The organism is Acinetobacter sp. 102, assembly GCF_037028485.1.
Lineage (GTDB): Bacteria > Pseudomonadota > Gammaproteobacteria > Pseudomonadales > Moraxellaceae > Acinetobacter > Acinetobacter higginsii.
Window position 1 is genome coordinate 1 of sequence record NZ_JAZEZK010000015.1, and the last position, 17,986, is coordinate 17,986.

The 17,986-nt window shown below is 44.5% G+C and carries 16 protein-coding genes; 15 read left to right on the forward strand and 1 reads right to left on the reverse strand.

The window, feature by feature from the left end:
- Both WA352_RS14880 and tpgA read left to right on the forward strand, forming a co-directional pair.
- On the forward strand, window positions 1-1,530 hold a 1,530-nt coding region (locus tag WA352_RS14880; protein ID WP_336143042.1), incomplete at its 5' end, for a YadA-like family protein.
- A gap of 63 nt (window positions 1,531-1,593) precedes the next feature.
- A complete protein-coding gene (tpgA, locus tag WA352_RS14885) occupies window positions 1,594-2,394 on the forward strand; it encodes a trimeric autotransporter adhesin/peptidogylcan-associated protein TpgA (RefSeq protein ID WP_241345614.1) in 801 nt (266 codons plus the stop codon).
- Between the two features lie 182 nt (window positions 2,395-2,576).
- On the opposite strand, the gene pcaU is transcribed toward tpgA, so the two are convergent.
- Complete coding sequence (pcaU, locus tag WA352_RS14890) at window positions 2,577-3,401, reverse strand: IclR family transcriptional regulator PcaU (RefSeq protein WP_005204608.1); 825 nt, start codon at window positions 3,399-3,401, stop codon at window positions 2,577-2,579.
- A 249-nt stretch (window positions 3,402-3,650) separates the two neighbouring features.
- On the opposite strand from pcaU, the gene WA352_RS14895 reads away from it, so the two are divergent.
- The 13 genes from WA352_RS14895 to WA352_RS14955 all read left to right on the forward strand — a co-directional run bounded on the left by WA352_RS14895 (window position 3,651) and on the right by WA352_RS14955 (window position 17,983).
- Entirely contained in the window at window positions 3,651-4,340 is a 690-nt protein-coding gene (locus WA352_RS14895; protein ID WP_005204607.1) for a 3-oxoacid CoA-transferase subunit A, read from the forward strand.
- Complete coding sequence (locus WA352_RS14900; RefSeq protein ID WP_005204606.1) at window positions 4,337-4,990, forward strand: 3-oxoacid CoA-transferase subunit B; 654 nt, start codon at window positions 4,337-4,339, stop codon at window positions 4,988-4,990. Before WA352_RS14895 ends, WA352_RS14900 begins: the two co-directional genes overlap by 4 nt.
- Before the next feature lie 143 nt (window positions 4,991-5,133).
- Window positions 5,134-6,342 (forward strand): 3-oxoadipyl-CoA thiolase, encoded by a 1,209-nt coding sequence (gene pcaF / locus WA352_RS14905; protein ID WP_241345595.1) that lies wholly within the window; start codon window positions 5,134-5,136, stop codon window positions 6,340-6,342.
- Window positions 6,343-6,350: 8 nt separating this feature from the next.
- Window positions 6,351-7,700: a 3-carboxy-cis,cis-muconate cycloisomerase gene (locus WA352_RS14910; protein ID WP_241345596.1), complete on the forward strand. Its 1,350-nt coding sequence runs from the start codon at window positions 6,351-6,353 to the stop codon at window positions 7,698-7,700.
- A gap of 4 nt (window positions 7,701-7,704) precedes the next feature.
- A complete protein-coding gene (gene pcaD / locus WA352_RS14915) occupies window positions 7,705-8,490 on the forward strand; it encodes a 3-oxoadipate enol-lactonase (protein ID WP_241345597.1) in 786 nt (261 codons plus the stop codon).
- Between the two features lie 41 nt (window positions 8,491-8,531).
- A complete protein-coding gene (locus WA352_RS14920; RefSeq protein ID WP_241345598.1) occupies window positions 8,532-9,884 on the forward strand; it encodes an MFS transporter in 1,353 nt (450 codons plus the stop codon).
- A 32-nt stretch (window positions 9,885-9,916) separates the two neighbouring features.
- The gene (pcaC, locus tag WA352_RS14925) at window positions 9,917-10,330 is read left to right on the forward strand and encodes a 4-carboxymuconolactone decarboxylase (protein WP_241345599.1); all 414 of its coding nucleotides are present in this window, start codon (window positions 9,917-9,919) and stop codon (window positions 10,328-10,330) included.
- 10 nt (window positions 10,331-10,340) lie between these two features.
- A complete protein-coding gene (pcaH, locus tag WA352_RS14930) occupies window positions 10,341-11,066 on the forward strand; it encodes a protocatechuate 3,4-dioxygenase subunit beta (RefSeq protein ID WP_004806145.1) in 726 nt (241 codons plus the stop codon).
- 12 nt (window positions 11,067-11,078) lie between these two features.
- The gene (gene pcaG, locus WA352_RS14935; protein WP_241345600.1) at window positions 11,079-11,708 is read left to right on the forward strand and encodes a protocatechuate 3,4-dioxygenase subunit alpha; all 630 of its coding nucleotides are present in this window, start codon (window positions 11,079-11,081) and stop codon (window positions 11,706-11,708) included.
- Window positions 11,709-11,874: 166 nt separating this feature from the next.
- Window positions 11,875-12,714: a type I 3-dehydroquinate dehydratase gene (gene aroD / locus WA352_RS14940; protein ID WP_241345601.1), complete on the forward strand. Its 840-nt coding sequence runs from the start codon at window positions 11,875-11,877 to the stop codon at window positions 12,712-12,714.
- Between the two features lie 21 nt (window positions 12,715-12,735).
- A complete protein-coding gene (locus tag WA352_RS14945) occupies window positions 12,736-14,196 on the forward strand; it encodes a right-handed parallel beta-helix repeat-containing protein (protein WP_241345602.1) in 1,461 nt (486 codons plus the stop codon).
- A gap of 18 nt (window positions 14,197-14,214) precedes the next feature.
- Window positions 14,215-15,543: a carbohydrate porin gene (locus WA352_RS14950; protein WP_241345603.1), complete on the forward strand. Its 1,329-nt coding sequence runs from the start codon at window positions 14,215-14,217 to the stop codon at window positions 15,541-15,543.
- 16 nt (window positions 15,544-15,559) lie between these two features.
- Window positions 15,560-17,983 (forward strand): glucose/quinate/shikimate family membrane-bound PQQ-dependent dehydrogenase, encoded by a 2,424-nt coding sequence (locus WA352_RS14955; protein WP_241345604.1) that lies wholly within the window; start codon window positions 15,560-15,562, stop codon window positions 17,981-17,983.
- Window positions 17,984-17,986 lie beyond the last annotated feature (3 nt).

Here is a 17,986-nt window from a genome sequence, read left to right on the forward strand (position 1 = left end):
CTCTCCAAAGACTTGGCAGTGAATAGTGTCAACGCAGCAGGAACATTGATCAATAGTAATGGTCTTAGCTTTGTGGATGGTAGTGGCAATGCAATCGCAAATAGCCCAAGTATTAGCAAGAATGGAATCAGTGCAGGCAATCAAAAGATCACCAATGTCGCCAAAGGTGATGTAAATGCGACGTCGACTGATGCCGTGAATGGCAGTCAATTATTTGCAGTTGGAGATGGCGTGAAAAACATCATTGGTGGCACAACCACTTATGATCCAAACACAGGCACATTTATCAATAACAATATCGGGAACACTGGTGAAAGTACCATCCATGATGCGATTAAATCAGTGAATAATACTGTGCAAACGGTGAGCAAAGGTTGGAATTTAACCACCAATGGGCAAAATTCAAGCCAAGTAAAACCAACAGATACGGTTGATTTTGCAAATAAAGATGGAAATATTAAGGTCAATAATAGCGGCAATAATGTCACAGTTGATTTGGCTAAAGACATTAAGGTGGATAGTGTTCAAGCAGGAAATACCACGCTCAATAACAACGGTCTTACCATTAAAGATGGGCCGAGTGTCACCCAAAGTGGAATTGATGCTGGTAATAAAAAAATTACCAACGTTGCAGAGGGTAGCATCGCTAAGAACAGTAAAGATGCTGTGAATGGTAGTCAATTGCATGACATGTTGGGAGATGGTGCATTTGTTGGCGGCGATGGAAATACCATTACCAATATTGGTGGAACAGGTGCGACCAACATCAATGATGCCATTAGCTCAATTAACCAAAAAGCGGGACAGCATTCTACTGTAGTTGCAGGTCAAAATATGACGGTAACAGAAACTGTAAATAGTTCCGGTGGTAAAGAGTTCAAAGTTGCAACGACTGATGATGTCACTTTTAAAACCGTTACTTCGCAAAAAGTAACTGCGGATAATGTAACAGTTGGTGATGTTCAGATTACTAAAGCAGGTATTAATGCTGGCAACAAAGTTATTAGCAATGTTGCAGATGGAGCAGTCAATAGCACGTCGAAAGAGGCGGTGAATGGTTCACAATTGAATACATCGAACCAATACATTACCAAGTCACTTGGTGGCGGTGCGAAGTATGAAAATGGCAAATTTACTGAGCCAACCTACAATGTAAATAATGGATCCTATAACAATGTAGGAGATGCGCTGGGTGCATTGAATCAAGCCAATATTAATATGGGCAATCAAATTAATAACTTGGGTGATCGAATCGAGCAAGTCTTTTATGAAACCAATGGGCGCATTGACAATTTAGAAGAAAAAATGTCTGCGGGTATCGCTGCAAATGCAGCATTAGAACAAGCCCCATATGTAGCTGGTAAAGTCACCTTAGCCGTTGGTGCTGGTTATTATAATAATCAGAATGCTGTAGGGGTGACTCTCAGAAAAACAGCAGATAATGGTCGTTGGTCACTCACCAGTGGTGCTGCACTTGGTAGTCAAGGTGGGGCGTTGGTGCGTGTCGGCGTGAGCACCGTGCTTGATTAAAATAATGAACAAAGGGAGAGCTAGACTCTCCCAACATAAATTTATAAGAATTTGGAGCAAGAAATGAGAAAAAATACATTATTGATGATCAGCGTGTTGGCGATAGGGTTTTCTTCAATCTACGCACAAGCCGATGATATGAAACAGGTTCAGCAGGAGGAAGTCACTTTTCCCAATGTCGATAAAAGCTATCTAAAGCAAGTGAAACGTTATGAATATGACAGCGTTGCACGTTTAGATACGGGTTTAACCAAAGATCAAATTCGTCATCTATTGGGAAATCCACAATTTAGTGAAGGGATTTTTTCTGTTAAAACATGGAATTATGTACTTGATATCCGTATCCCCAAAACACAAAAATATCAACGTTGTCAGCTAAGAGTTGATTTTGATAAACACTATATTGCCGAAAGACTCTCGTGGAAAGGAGAAGCATGTGAGGGTTTGATTGCATGGGGGGAGAATAATCAATTACCTGAGAAACCTGTCGTTGCTCCTGTAGCTGCAACGAAGGCAGCCAGTATCTTCTTTGCTTTTGATCGCTTTGATGAAACCGCGATTGAGACGGGTACGACCTCGATTGCGGATATTGCTCAAAGAATAAAAGCAGAAAGTTCAAATACTCCGATTATTGTCGCAGGTTTTACCGATCCTTTGGGTAAGTTCGCCTACAACTATCGTTTGTCTTCGCAGCGGGCCAATACAGTTGCGAAGTTATTGGTTGCTCATGGTATTGATGGAAATCGTATTCAAATACAGGCCAATAGTAAAACTGATGTATATCAGCAATGTACAGGCGATCAGCATAATCAACAATTGATCGGTTGTCTTGCACCCAATCGACGTGTCAATGTGAGTTGGTAATTATGGTTTTGGTTAAAGCAATTTTCTTGATTTCTGTTTACACACAGAGACACAAAACATAATGATCGTTAAAAACTTTAATGTTCATTTAAGCAAGGGTGGTTAATTTAAAGATACGGACATAAGCCGTAGCAGCAATACACCTTTCGCCACATTTCCAGATGTGGCTTTTTTTTATCTGATTAAATGATTTGGCGTAAATCGCGAGCCGTTTCTTGTAGTAAAGGTAAAATATGGGCAATTAAATAATCTTTGGTGGTACGCATGGTTGGAGACACGATATTTAAGGCAGCAACAACTGCTGCATTGGAATCATATATAGGTACAGCCACAGCATGCACCCCCAATTCATGTTCTTCACAGGAATAGCACCAGTCTTGTTCTTTGATTTCATGCAGTAATTCTAAAAATTGATCAGTTTCGGTATGGGTATATTTGGTTAGACGTTTTAACGGGTATTTTTCTAACCATCGTTTTTGTTGTTCAGGTGTTAAATGTGCCAGCAGAATTTTGCCAGCAGAAGTCGCATGGGCAGGGAGCCGATTGCCTAAATGTAAGCCATAAGGATTGACCCGATCGGTTTGTTGGTGAGCTGCACTACGGGCAATGGTAATTGCTTCATAACCATCTAAGACCATCACCGAATAAATCAACGAGGTTTGATTGGTTAAAAGATTTAATAAGGGCTGACATATTTTTGGAAGTGTGGAACCATCGAGATAAGCCCCTGAAAATTTTAGAATCTTGGGTGATAAATAATAATAATGTCCATCAAAATCTAAATAGCCTAAGTATTCTAAAGTGAGTAAATGGCGTCGTGCAGCCGCGCGGGTCATGCCTGTTTTTTCAGCGGCGGTACTCATATTCAAGCGATGCCGTTCGGGACCGAAGCATTCTAAAATTGCCAAGCCTTTCGCGATTCCTGCAATAAAGTCTTCATGCCGAATGGTCTTTTTATTTTCGTTATGATGAATCAAACGCGGATTCTTTTCCTGATCATTTTCCATAATTTAGACATCCTTGCTAAAACGGGTTCTTTATAAAAACATTCTAAGCGAAAGATGACTATTTTACTTGGATAATGTTCGATGATCGAACATAAAAAATAATCATCGAACAAAATGCACTTCAACGTCTAGAAGTGAGCGCAGAATTTATCAAGAATGAATAGAAGAAATCCGAACAAAGCACTCGACTTAATTTCATCGGTTTTCAGGATGAAAATACGAGTGATGCATCGTACAGGAAGTAGGTAGATGATTGATAAAAGTACGCTCACATTGACTGAGGCACTGTCACAGATCAAGGATGGCGCAACCATCATGATTGGTGGTTTCGGCACCGCAGGACAACCCGCTGAATTGATTGATGGATTGATCGAACTTGGTATCAAAGACCTTGTCATCGTCAATAACAATGCTGGCAATGGTGATTATGGCTTGGCCAAACTGCTTAAAACAGGGGCAGTACGTAAAATCATCTGTTCTTTCCCACGTCAGTCCGATTCATGGGTATTCGATGAACTCTATCGTGCTGGCAAGATTGAATTGGAACTGGTGCCGCAAGGTAATCTGGCATGCCGTATTCAAGCTGCGGGCATGGGCCTCGGTGCAGTTTTTACCCCAACTGGCTTTGGAACACTCTTGGCGGAAGGTAAAGAAACCCGTCATATCGATGGCAAAGACTATGTACTTGAATATCCCATCAAAGCTGACTTTGCCTTAATCAAAGCACATCAAGGCGATCGCTGGGGCAATCTGGTCTATAACAAATCTGCACGTAACTTTGGCCCAATCATGGCGATGGCAGCGGATGTCACCATTGCACAAGTGTCTGAACTGGTCGAACTCGGTCAGCTTGATCCTGAACACATCATTACCCCTGGAATTTTTGTACAGCATGTGGTCGCTGTTGATACAGCCAATGGCACAGGAGTAGAACAATGAGCTATCAAAAATTAAGCCGTGACCAAATTGCTGAACGTGTCGCACAAGATATTCCTGATGGTGCTTATGTCAATCTCGGCATAGGCCTGCCAACCAAGATTTCCAATTATCTTCCTGCGGATAAAGATGTATTCCTACATTCGGAAAATGGCCTGTTGGCATTCGGTCCACCACCAGCCAAAGGTGAGGAAGACCCTGAACTGATCAATGCGGGTAAAGAATACGTCACCATGCTCACTGGTGGCAGTTTTTTCCATCATGGTGACTCCTTTGCCATGATGCGTGGCGGGCATTTAGATATCGCGGTATTGGGTGCTTTCCAAGTAGCAGCCAATGGTGATCTAGCCAATTGGCATACCGGTGCAGCAGATGCGATTCCTGCGGTGGGTGGTGCGATGGATTTAGCGGTAGGTGCCAAGAAAGTATTTATCACCACCGATCATAATACCAAGCAAGGTGAACCCAAGATTGTTGAAACGCTTTCATATCCAGCAACAGGGTTGAAATGTGTCGATCGTATTTATACCGACCTGTGTGTAATTGATGTGACCGTAGACGGTTTAAAAGTGATTGAGAAAGTGGATGGTTTGAGCTTTGAGGAGTTGCAGGCTTTGACAGGTGCTCAGTTGATTGATGCGACGCAAGGATAATAATTGAAATCCCCCTAGATCCCACTTTGTGAAGGGGGACTTCATCTAAACAATAGAGTGAGGTCTCCCTCCTTTAAAAAGAGCGGAACTCCTCCCTTTAGCAAAGGGAGGTTGGGAGGGATTTTAGATAAAGGAAAAAACACATGAAAAACGCTTATATCATTGATGCCATCCGTACCCCATTTGGTCGCTATGCAGGTGGTCTTGCACCTGTCCGTGCTGATGACTTGGGAGCCATTCCAATTCAGGCACTTATACAACGCAATCCAAAAGTAGATTGGCAGCAAGTCGATGATGTGATCTATGGCTGTGCCAATCAGGCAGGTGAAGACAATCGCAACGTTGGACGTATGTCTGCATTATTGGCAGGCTTACTTTATCAAGTGCCTGCCACCACAGTGAACCGTTTATGTGGTTCTTCTCTGGATGCAATTGCCATGGCTGCCCGTGCCATTAAAGCCAACGAAGCTGACCTGATTATTGCCGGTGGCGTCGAAAGTATGAGCCGTGCGCCCTATGTGATGGGCAAATCAGACAGTGCCTTTGGCCGTAGTCAAAAGATTGAAGACACCACCATGGGATGGCGTTTCATCAATCCAAAGCTCAAAGACATGTATGGCGTGGACACCATGCCACAAACCGCAGAAAACGTGGCGGAACAGTTCAACATCAACCGTGCCGATCAGGACCAGTTTGCTTTAAACAGCCAACAACGTACGGCAACGGCCCAAGCCAAAGGCTTCTTTGCCCGTGAAATCATCCCTGTGACCATTCCACAGCGTAAAGGTGATGCAGTTGTGGTCGATCGTGATGAGCATCCACGTGCATCGACCACATTGGAAGCCTTAACCAAACTCAAAGGTGTGGTCAAAGCGGATGGTACGGTGACCGCAGGTAATGCTTCTGGAATTAATGACGGCGCGGCCGCTGTATTGATTGCTTCAGACGACGCAGTGGAAAAATATCAACTCAAACCACGCGCCAAAATTATTGCTGCGACTACCGTTGGGGTTGAACCACGGATTATGGGTTTTGCACCTGCACCTGCGATCAAAAAATTACTGAAACAGGCTAATATCACGCTAGAACAAATGGATGTGATTGAACTCAATGAAGCCTTTGCCGCACAAGCTTTAGCGGTGACTCGTGATTTAGGTTTAAGTGATGACGATGTACGTATCAACCCGAATGGTGGTGCGATTGCCTTGGGTCATCCTTTGGGTGCTTCAGGTGCGCGTCTGGTGACCACCGCCTTAAACCAGCTTGAACAGATCAAGGGACAATATGCCTTGTGTTCAATGTGTATTGGTGTCGGTCAAGGGATTGCCTTGATTATTCAACGTGTTGAGTGAGGTCTGTTATGAGCCAGTTATACGCCAGCTTATTTTATCAGCCTGAAGTCACGGCCATTTTTAGTGACCAAGCTTTATTGAAATATATGATCCAGACTGAAGTGGCTTTAGCCAAAGCTCAGGCACAGGTCAAAGTGATTCCTGATTCTGCCGCCAGCATCATAGAGCAGGTGGGTCAAAATGCTGTAGCGCAAATCGATCTAGATGCACTGGCTACAGCAGCAGGGTTGGCAGGTAATGTTGCGATTCCATTGGTCAAACAATTCACCGCTTTGGTGAAACAGCAGGATGAAGATGCATCACGCTATGTGCATTGGGGCGCGACCAGTCAGGATATTATTGATACAGCAACGATTTTACAGTGCCGTGATGCCTTGGTTTTGATCGAAAAGCAACTGCACCAGGCATATCAAATTTGCTTGAAGCAAGCGCAGCAATATCGCGATCAGGTCATGATTGGGCGGACGTGGTTACAGCAAGCTTTGCCGATTACTTTAGGACATAAATTTGCCCGTTGGGCAGCAGCCTTGAAACGTGATCTTGATCGCTTACAGACAATAAAAACTCGCGTATTGACTGCACAACTCGGTGGTGCAGCAGGCGCACTGGCATCTTTACAAGATCAAGGTTCAGCGGTGGTCGAAGTTTTTGCAGCACAACTCAAGTTAACAGCGCCTGAATGTACATGGCATGGCGAGCGCGACCGTATGGTTGAGATTGCCAGTACCCTTGCTTTGATTGTTGGCAATGTTGGCAAGATGGCGAAAGACTGGTCATTGCTGATGCAAACTGAAATCGCAGAAGTTTTTGAACCCGTAGCAAAAGGGCGTGGTGGTTCATCGACTATGCCACATAAGCGTAATCCTGTGGCAGCAGCTTCAATTCTTGCCGCAGCCAATCGTGTACCTGCCTTAATGGCGAGCGTCTATCAAAGCATGGTGCAAGAACATGAGAGAGCTTTAGGCGCTTGGCATGCAGAATGGTTGGTAATCCCAGAAATTTTCCAGCTCTGTGCAGGCGCATTGGAACGTAGTTGCGATGTGCTTGAGCATATGCAAGTCAATGCAGAGGCGATGCAACGCAATCTTGAATGTACGCAGGGTTTGATCATGGCCGAAGCGGTGATGATGGCACTTGCACCCAAGATTGGTCGTTTAAATGCACATCATCTGGTTGAGCAAGCCTGTCAGCAAGCAGTTGCTCAACAGCAGCATTTAAAAATCATCTTGTCAGCGATGGATGAAGTCAACACTCATTTTAATGATCAGGCTTTGGATGAGCTGTTCCAGCCAGCAACTTACCTCGGCAATATTCAGGCGCAAATTGATGCCGTGCTACAAGCAGAAAAAGGGGAGTAAGCACATGATCACGCATATCAATAATCGTCAAGGACATCCACTTGCAGTTCAAGTGCAAGGTCTAAAAGATGCGCCAGTCATCATGTTCTCCAACTCTTTGGGAACCGACCACGGTATGTGGCAGGCACAAGTTGCAGCTTTGGCTGATCATTATCAAATTATTAGCTATGACACACGCGGGCATGGTGCAAGCGCAGTCATTGCCAATAGTACATTGCAAAATCTAGTTGAAGATGTGGTCGATATTCTGGATGCCTTAGCCATTGAAAAAGTTCATTTCTGTGGCATTTCAATGGGCGCGATTACTGCATTGGCTTTAGCCATCTATCATGTCGAACGTTTTCACAGCATTACTGTTGCAAATTCCGCAGCAAAAATTGGCACTGCCGAAGCATGGAATACCCGTGCGGAGAGTGTTGAACAAAACGGTTTGGCTGACATTGTAAAAACCACGCATACGCGTTGGTTTAGTGAATATTTTGATTATGCGCATGATGTTTTAGCGCAAAAGACCATTCAAAGTCTTGCAGTGACACCTGCACAAGGTTATGCCAATGCGTGTCGTGCTTTAGCTGATGCTGATGTTCGAGATCAACTGCATCAAATTCAGATTCCAACGTTAATTATTGCAGGGCAATACGATCCTGTCACAACGGTTCAAGATGCAGAGTTTATGCATCAACTCATTGCAACCAGTCAGCTTGAAATCTTGGCAGCGTCGCATCTATCCAATATTGAACAGCCCCAAGTGTTCAATCAGACATTGTCCAAGTTTATTCAAAACATATAACCATAAGGGTTAGAAAGGAATTCGCCTACAAGGAGGCAACTATGGCACAGGAATTTGCTGCCCAAAAAAACAGTATGGATGCACAGGCACTGATTAATGAGGCACCTGTGAGCAAATATCAATGGATGATCGCAATTATTTGTTTTCTCATTGTATTTGTTGATGGTATCGATACTGCTGCAATGGGTTTTATTGCACCTGCTTTGGCTCAGGATTGGGGCATTGATCGCTCTCAACTCGGGCCAGTAATGAGTGCTGCACTCGGTGGCATGATCATTGGAGCATTGGTTTCAGGACCAACAGCGGATCGATTTGGACGAAAAATTGTTTTAACCATTTCCATGTTGATCTTTGGTGGTTTTACCTTGGCTTCGGCTTATGCACCAGACCTAAATAGTTTGGTGGTATTGCGCTTTTTAACGGGTATTGGTTTAGGCGCGGCGATGCCGAATGCGACCACCTTGTTTTCAGAATATTGCCCGCAACGGAGTCGTTCTTTATTGGTGACCTGTATGTTCTGTGGCTACAACTTAGGCATGGCTACAGGTGGTTTTATCAGCAGCTGGCTGATTCCGACTTATGGTTGGCATAGTCTGTTTTTATTGGGTGGATGGACACCATTAATTCTGATGGTGTTGGTGATTTTCTTACTACCTGAGTCTTATCGCTTCCTGATCGTGAAAGGTCAAGACCCTGCAAAAGTCCGTAAAATTTTAAGCCATATTGCACCTGAAAAAGTTCAAACAGCTGAGCATTTTCATATTCCAGAAGAACAGTCTGCTGTTGCAGAAAAGAAAAATGTGTTTGGCATGCTGTTCTCCAAACAATATGCCAAAGGCACGGTTTTATTGTGGTCGACCTATTTTATGGGTTTGGTGGTGATTTATTTGCTGACCAGTTGGTTACCAACCTTGATGCGTGAAACGGGCGCAACCATGGAGCGTGCCGCATTTATCGGCGGATTGTTCCAATTCGGTGGTGTACTCAGTGCCTTGGTGATTGGCTGGGCAATGGATCGTTTTAATCCAAATCGCATTATTTCGGGCTTTTATTTTATTGCAGGTTTATTTGCAGTTGCTGTTGGGCAAAGCCTGAGCAATCCAACTCTATTGGCTGTGTTGGTGCTCTGTGCAGGGATTGCCATTAATGGTGCGCAATCGTCTATGCCAGCCTTAAGTGCACGTTTCTATCCAACCCAATGTCGTGCAACTGGTATCGCGTGGATGACAGGAATTGGTCGTTTCGGTGCCGTGTTCGGTGCATGGATTGGTGCCGTGTTATTGGGCAATGACTGGTCGTTTACCGCCATTCTCAGTTTATTGATGATTCCTGCTACGGCAGCGGCCATCGCAATTTTTGTTAAATCGCTAGTTGCTCATACCGATGCAACCTAAGGCTCATATTTTCAAGATGAGGAGCAACGTTCATGAAGGATGAACAACGTTATCAACAAGGACTGAAAGTCCGTACCGAAGTGTTGGGTGAAAAACATGTCGGCCGCTCTTTAGCGAACCTCAATGATTTCAATCAGGATTTCCAGAACTTTATTAGTCGTTTTGCTTGGGGTGAAGTGTGGTCACGTGAAGGCTTGCCACGTCATACCCGTAGTTTGGTCACGATTGCCATCTTATTGGCCTTGGGGCGAGAAGATGAACTGAGAATGCATTTACGTGCCTGCTTCAACAATGGTGTCACCAAGGATGAACTGAAAGAACTGATCTTGCATAGTTCTTTATATGCAGGTTTGCCAGCAGCCAATGCAGCCATGCATATGGCCGAAGAAGTCTTTAAGGAACTTGGCATTGACGTGCAGCCCATTGCAGCACAACCACAGGATTAAGGAGACAGGCATGTTAAAGCATACATTAGGTGCATACCCACAACGTAATACCGATGATCATCCGCCAGCATATACACCCGGTTATAAGACCAGTGTATTACGCTCGCCAAAGAATGCATTGATCTCAATTAATGAAACCTTGACTGAAGTCACTTCACCGCATTTTTCACCAAGTATTTTTGGTCCTAAAGATAATGACCTGATCCTGAACTATGCCAAAGAAGGTCTACCTGTGGGTGAACGTATCATTGTGCATGGTTATGTGCGTGATCAGTTTGGCCGTCCTGTGAAAAATGCTTTATTAGAAGTGTGGCAGGCCAATGCATCAGGTCGTTATCGTCATCCAAATGACAAATTTATTGGTGCCATGGATCCTAATTTTGGTGGTTGTGGCCGTACCTTAACCGATGAAAATGGCTTCTATATTTTCCGTACCATCAAACCAGGTCCGTATCCGTGGCGTAATCGAATTAATGAATGGCGTCCAGCGCATATCCATTTTTCTTTAATCGCAGATGGTTGGGCTCAGCGTCTGATTTCGCAGTTCTATTTTGAAGGCGATACGCTGATTGATACTTGCCCGATTTTAAAAACCATTCCTTCCGAAGATCAGCGTCGTGCCTTGATTGCACTGGAAGATAAAAACAATTTCATTGAAGCAGATAGCCGTTGTTACCGCTTTGATATTCATCTGCGTGGTCGTCGTGCGACTTATTTTGAAAATGATTTGACTTAAGGGAGACCAACGATGAATGCATGGAATTTTCAGGAATTAAAGGAAACCCCATCACAAACAGGTGGTCCTTATGTTCATATCGGTTTATTACCGCAACAAGCCAATATTGAAGTATTTGAGCATAACTTCAATCACCAGTTAGTCAATGAGCAAACGCAGGGGCAACGTATTCGTCTGGAAGGTCAAGTCTTTGACGGGCTGGGTTTGCCATTAAGAGATGTATTGCTGGAAATCTGGCAGGCGGATGCAAATGGTGTTTATCCAAGTCAGGCGGATACTCAAGGTAAAACTGCCGATCCACATTTTCTTGGTTGGGGGCGTACAGGAGCCAATTTTGAAACAGGATTCTGGAGTTTTAATACGGTAAAACCAGGCGCTGTTGCAGGCCGTAAAGGCTCAATTCAGGCACCGCATATCGCAGTCGCAGTTTTTGCACGTGGCATTAATATCGGTTTGCACACCCGTATCTATTTTGATGATGAGGTGGATGCCAATGCCAATGATCCAGTGTTAAACAGCATTGAGTGGGCAGTACGTCGCCAGACTTTAATCGCCAAACGCAGTGACGTGGATGGTGAAGTGGTCTATCGCTTTGATATTCGTATTCAGGGTGATGATGAAACCGTGTTCTTTGATATTTAGACATTGCTTTAAATATCTTCCTTTCAAATATGACTGATTACGGAATCACTTAGATCCTGAAATTGAAAATACTCCTCACTTTTGATGGGTGAGGAGAGATTAAAAATGAGATGAGAACTCGGCAAGACTTCGCAGAGTTGCAAAAAATTTATTAAGGACGATACAGATGAAAATGAAAACACTGGCAGCAGTAATGTTGCTTGTTAGCCCCTTATTGATGGTTCAAACCGCACAAGCTCAAGAGCATCAGCAAAAGCAGGTCGAGTTAGCTGAACTGGCAAAGCTGCCTGTGAAAACTATTGTACCAATCACAGCCAAAACCAAAGAGCAGGCAATTGCTCAGGCAAAAGTGATTGCAGCGAATGCTGATGCAGATCTCGCGGAGTTTCGGATTGATTTACTAAACTTTGCCAATGATAGCAAGCAAGTGATTGCCTTGGGTCAAGAGTTAAAACAGATTCTCGGTGCTAAACCGCTAATCGCCACCATTCGTACCCATAACGAAGGCGGACAGCTAACGATTAGTGATGCAGATTATGGCAAGACCTATCAGGCGTATTTGCAGCAACCCTTTATGGACATGCTGGATGTAGAAATGTTCCGTGATCAGCACATTGTGAAGAATACCGTCAAATTGGCGCATGCGAAAAAAGTGCTGATTGTGATGTCGAATCATGACTTTCAAAAAACACCACCTGAGGCCGAAATCATCGAGCGCTTACTCAAGCAGGATGAGTTAGGGGCGGATATTCTTAAAATTGCAGTCATGCCGCAAAACAAACAGGATGTATTTACCTTAATGAATGCGACTTTAAAAGTGAGTCAGCAATCTAAAAAGCCATTACTCACCATGTCGATGGGCAAACTCGGTACGATTTCTCGGATTGCCACCGCCAACATGGGGGGGAGCTTTAGCTTTGGCATGATCGGTGAAGCATCTGCACCCGGTCAGATCGACGTGACTCAACTGAAACAGTTTTTAAAAACGGTTCAACCGACACAATAATTTAAAAAGGATTTTTTAGACATGAAAACTACTTATGTACGTTTAAGTACTTTAGCCATCGCTATGGCAGTTTCGGGTTGGGCAGCAGCAGAAACTTATATTGTTGATCGTTATCAGGATGATGCTGATAAAGGTTCTTTGCGCTGGGCAATTGAACAAGCTAACAGCAAGCCGACCGAAGCCAGCGAGATTCTGATTCAGGCAGTCGGCAAAGCCCCTTATGCCATTCAGGTGAATAGTCCATTACCTGAGATCAAAGCGCCTGTAAAAATCATTGGGACGCAATGGGCGAAGACAGGTGAATTTATCGCGGTCGATGGATCGAATTATATTAAAGGAACAGGTGTTGAAGCCTGTCCTGGTGCAGTTGAAGGGCAATTCGGGACCAATGTGCGTACCACCACTTTGCCGGGCATCGTGTTACGTGACATCAATGGCGTAACGATTCAAGGTTTGGAAATCCGTCATTTCTGTATTGGTATCTTGATGAACCGTGCCAGCAATAACTTGATTCAAAACAACCGTATTATGCATAACTACGGTGGTGCAGGGGTGATGCTGACAGGCGATGATGGCAAGGGCAATCCAACAGCGACCACCACCAATAACAACAAAGTATTGAACAACTATTTTCAAGACAATGGCGATGGGCTTGAACTGACTCGTGGCGCAGCGTTTAACTTAGTTGCCAATAACCATTTTATTTCTACAGCAGCAAATCCTGAACCATCCCAAGGGATTGAAATCTTGTGGGGCAATGACAATGCAGTCGTCGGCAATAAATTTGAAAACTATTCAGATGGCTTACAGATCAACTGGGGCAAGCGTAACTACATTGCTTATAACGAACTGACCAATAACTCCAATGGTTTTAACCTGACCGGTGACGGCAACATTTTTGACAGCAATAAAGTACATGGCAATCGGGTGGGAATCGCGATTCGTTCTGAAAAAGATGCCAATGCACACATTACCCTGACAAAAAACTTAATCTGGAATAACGGTAAAGACATTAAACGTTGTGAGGCGGGGGGAAGTTGCGTACCGAATCAACGTGTCGGTGCGATTATTTTTGATATTCCGGGTTTAGAGCATGCACATTTTGTAGGTTCACGCGGACATGGAGTCAAGATTGATCCAGAGAATTTGCAAAAAACCTGCAACACACCCGATGAGCAGGGCTGTAATGCTCAACCGAACCAAAATATTCAGGCACCGAAATTAACTTTGTCTAAAGGACAAATTGTAGTCGAAGTCAAAGGCCAGCCGAACCAGCGTTATCAGGTCGAGTTTTTTGGCAATACATCGGCAAATTCAAATGAGGCAGAGCTTTATTTAGGTTCAGCGGTTGCCGCAACCAATGCACAAGGAACTGCAACGCTGACTTGGAAAGCAACAGCGCAAGTTGCTTCAGTGACAGCAACAATCACTGACCGTGTAGGTGCAACATCTGAACTCAGTTCAGCTATAAAACTGAAATAAACGGCAAGGAGGCCGAATATGAAGTCGAATGCATTATTGCTCAAAATGAGCTGTCTGGCAGTGGCGGTATGCGCTGCTCAATCTAGCTTAGCAGATCAAGCTTGGTCACAAGATCGCCAATGGCTACTCGGTGATTGGAATGGTCAGCGTCAGCAATTGGAAAAAGAAGGCTATAAATTTACTGCCTCGATCATGAGTCAAGCTGCGACCAATCTGGATGGCGGCTATAACGATGACAATGCTTTTAAAAATACGGCACAACTGTCGCTAGGTGCCAATTTCGATTTAGAGAAAATTGCAGGCTGGCAAGATACCAGTGCCAGCCTTTTAATCACCAAACGTGATGGTAATGCCTTAACGCTGGATCGGATTAAAGATCCTCGTTCTAGTGCACTCGGCAATTCACAGGAAATCTATGGTCGCGGCAAAATCTGGCGGTTGAGTCAGGCGTGGGTGAAAAAGGGCTTCGTTGATAATACGGTGCAGTTCAAGATTGGCCGTATGGGCATGTCTGAAGATTTTAATGGCTCACAATGTGAATTCCAGAATTTATTATTGTGTGGCGGACAGCTTGGGAAATCGATTGGTTCAATCTGGTACAACTTACCTGTTGGATTATGGGGCGCCAATGTTAAATATCAATTCGCACCTGAATGGACACTGGGTGTAGGTGTCTATGAGGTCAATCCAGACAATGTTAAAACTGATCGTAATCGTGATGGTTTTAATTTGGATATGGACCATGTCAAAGGGGCAACCCTTCCTGTCGAACTGGCATGGCGACCAAAGCTTGCTGCCTTCAATGGCTTATCAGGCGAATATAAAGTTGGGGCACTCTATTCAACTGCTGAAGCAAATGATATTGCGACCGTGGGCAAGGTACATGATGGCAAACATAGTTTCTGGCTCAATGCACAACAACAACTCAGCCAAAAAGGCGACGATCCAAAACGTGGTTTGTACGTTAGTTTTAATGCCGTGGTGAATGATAAAGCCACTACAGCAGTCAACAGTACGCAGCAACTGGCACTCTGGTACAAAGGGCCTTTTGATGGTCGTCCAAATGATTCAATTGGTTTTGGTATTGCCAATTACCTCGTAAATGATCGTTATAAAGATCGTCAGATTGAAATTAACCAGAGCCGTGGTTATGACCAATACGATGCGCTTGCAGTCGATTATGTACCTGTTCAGCGTGATGAGCTCAATGTCGAATTGAACTATACCTATCAGTGGTCACCTGCGGTCATGTTAAGACCGAACCTGCAATATATTCATCAACCTGCGGGTGTTAAAGAAGTGGATGATGCATGGGTTGCAGGTTTGAGCATGCGTGTGAATTTCTAATACAGGAGTATGACAGATGTCTGAATCTTCAAGCTCGCATACCATATTGAAAATATGGTGTTTTATTTTAGGTCTGGTTTTATTGCTCACAGGCCTGTTTTTTACAGTCGGTGGGTTTCAACTCGCGACGCTGGGTGGATCATGGTATTTCGTGATCTCGGGTGTACTCACGCTGATCTCTGCTGTTTTTATTTTTAAGAAAAAAGCATTGGGTGTATGGTTATTCAGTCTGGTTTTTGTAGGAACGATCATCTGGTCATTGATCGATGCTGGTTGGGAGTTCTGGCCTTTATTTTCAAGACTGATGTTTCCAGCAGGCTTATTTGCCGCGCTGATGTTTACTTTACCTGCCATCCGTCGTTATCAATTTCAACCGAGTGCCGATCTACCAGCTTATGGTTTGGGAATATTGACGGTTATCGGCATGGTGATAGGTTTTTATCAGATGTTCCAGCCACATCCAACGGTTGCGGCCTCTGGGCAGGCCTTGCCTTTGGTTCCAGTAAAAACCGATATGAAGCAGACCAACTGGCAGCATTATGGTCAGGATGCAGGCGGAAGTCGTTTTGCTGCATTGGATCAGATCACAAGGGACAATGTACATCAATTAAAAGAGGTTTGGCGTTTTCGAACTGGTGATTTCACCACAGGTTCGGGAAATGGTGCAGAAGATCAAATGACGCCGCTACAAGTGGGCAATAAGATTTTCCTGTGTACCCCGCATAACAACATTTTCGCCTTGGAAGCGGACTCTGGTAAACAACTCTGGAAAGTGGAAGTCAATTCCAAATCGGATGCATGGGAGCGTTGTCGTGGTGTTGCTTATTTTGACTCAACGCAAGCGCTGGTTCAACCGAATCTAGCGGGAGCGACACCAGTAAAAGCGGTGGCAAACAATACCTCATGCCTACGTCGTGTTTATACCAATACACCCGACGGTCGCTTAATTGCAGTCAATGCAGATACGGGCGAACGTTGTAAAGATTTTGGTGTGGAGGGCACGGTTGACTTGCTTAAAGGCTTGGGTGAGGGCACCACTGCTCCACGTTTTGAGGTGACATCTGCACCAACCATTGCAGGAACTGTAATTGTGGTGGGTAGTCGTATCGCGGATAACTTTGCTGCCGATATGCCAGGTGGAGTTATTCGTGCATACGATGTCATTACAGGTGAATTGCGTTGGGCCTTTGATCCACGTAATCCAGATCCAAACCATGTGTTACAAGAAGGTGAAACCTATAAGCGCAGTTCTGCCAACTCTTGGGCAGCCATGTCTTATGATCCGCAAATGAACACAGTATTCTTGCCAATGGGTAGCTCATCGGTCGATGTATGGGGCGGTAATCGTCAACCCTTAGATCATAAATACAACTCATCCGTTCTGGCCTTGGATGCAACCACTGGCAAGGAAAAGTGGGTCTATCAAACCGTTCATAATGATTTATGGGATTTCGATTTGCCAATGCAACCCAGCTTGGTAGATTTCCCAATGAAGGATGGTAGCAATAAACCTGCTGTGGTGATTGGCACCAAATCAGGCCAGTTCTTTGTATTAGATCGTGTAACGGGTCAACCACTGACCAAAGTGATTGAGCAGCCCGTTAAACCTGCTGATATCAAAGGTGAGCAATACAGCCCAACTCAACCACGTTCGGTGGAAATGCCACAGATTGGCAATCAAACCTTAACTGAATCGGATATGTGGGGTGCAACGCCATTTGACCAGTTGATGTGCCGAATTAACTTTAAATCGATGCGTTATGACGGTTTATTCACTGCACCGGGCACCGATAAATCTTTGAGCTTTCCTGGTTCTTTGGGCGGCATGAACTGGGGCAGCATTGCCTTTGATCCAAGTCATCAGTATATGTTCGTCAATGACATGCGTTTAGGACTGTGGATTCAGTTGATTGAACAAACGCCAGAAGACTTAGCTGTTCAAGCCAATGGCGGAGAGAAAGTCAATACAGGCATGGGCGCAGTGCCGATGAAAGGCACACCTTATAAAGTCAATAAAGATCGCTTCTGGTCGAAGTTGAATATCCCATGCCAAAAACCACCTTATGGCACCATGACCGCAATTGATATGAAAACCCGTCAAATTGCATGGCAGGTTCCAATGGGAACCGTGCAAGATACGGGCCCGATGGGCATCAAAATGGGGCTTAAAGCACCAATTGGAATGCCAACCATTGGTGGACCAATGGCAACTCAAGGTGGTTTGGTATTCTTTGCTGCGACGCAAGACTATTACTTGCGTGCATTAGATTCATCTTCTGGTAAGGAGCTGTGGAAAGCGCGTTTACCCGTGGGTAGCCAAGGTACACCGATCAGCTATGTGTCTCCGAAAAGCGGTAAACAGTATGTCATGATTACTGCGGGTGGTGCACGTCAGTCGCCTGATCATGGTGATTATGTGATTGCATATAGCTTGAATTAAGCT

Coding starts and splice junctions, on each gene's coding strand:
- WA352_RS14910 (WP_241345596.1), top strand. CDS start 6,351: ATGAGCCAGTTATACGCCAGCTTATTTTATCAGCCTGAAGTCACGGCC.
- WA352_RS14955 (WP_241345604.1), top strand. CDS start 15,560: ATGTCTGAATCTTCAAGCTCGCATACCATATTGAAAATATGGTGTTTT.
- tpgA (WP_241345614.1), top strand. CDS start 1,594: ATGAGAAAAAATACATTATTGATGATCAGCGTGTTGGCGATAGGGTTT.
- pcaH (WP_004806145.1), top strand. CDS start 10,341: ATGTTAAAGCATACATTAGGTGCATACCCACAACGTAATACCGATGAT.
- WA352_RS14920 (WP_241345598.1), top strand. CDS start 8,532: ATGGCACAGGAATTTGCTGCCCAAAAAAACAGTATGGATGCACAGGCA.
- pcaG (WP_241345600.1), top strand. CDS start 11,079: ATGAATGCATGGAATTTTCAGGAATTAAAGGAAACCCCATCACAAACA.
- WA352_RS14895 (WP_005204607.1), top strand. CDS start 3,651: ATGATTGATAAAAGTACGCTCACATTGACTGAGGCACTGTCACAGATC.
- pcaU (WP_005204608.1), bottom strand. CDS start 3,401: ATGGAAAATGATCAGGAAAAGAATCCGCGTTTGATTCATCATAACGAA.
- pcaC (WP_241345599.1), top strand. CDS start 9,917: ATGAAGGATGAACAACGTTATCAACAAGGACTGAAAGTCCGTACCGAA.
- pcaF (WP_241345595.1), top strand. CDS start 5,134: ATGAAAAACGCTTATATCATTGATGCCATCCGTACCCCATTTGGTCGC.
- WA352_RS14950 (WP_241345603.1), top strand. CDS start 14,215: ATGAAGTCGAATGCATTATTGCTCAAAATGAGCTGTCTGGCAGTGGCG.
- pcaD (WP_241345597.1), top strand. CDS start 7,705: ATGATCACGCATATCAATAATCGTCAAGGACATCCACTTGCAGTTCAA.
- aroD (WP_241345601.1), top strand. CDS start 11,875: ATGAAAATGAAAACACTGGCAGCAGTAATGTTGCTTGTTAGCCCCTTA.
- WA352_RS14945 (WP_241345602.1), top strand. CDS start 12,736: ATGAAAACTACTTATGTACGTTTAAGTACTTTAGCCATCGCTATGGCA.
- WA352_RS14900 (WP_005204606.1), top strand. CDS start 4,337: ATGAGCTATCAAAAATTAAGCCGTGACCAAATTGCTGAACGTGTCGCA.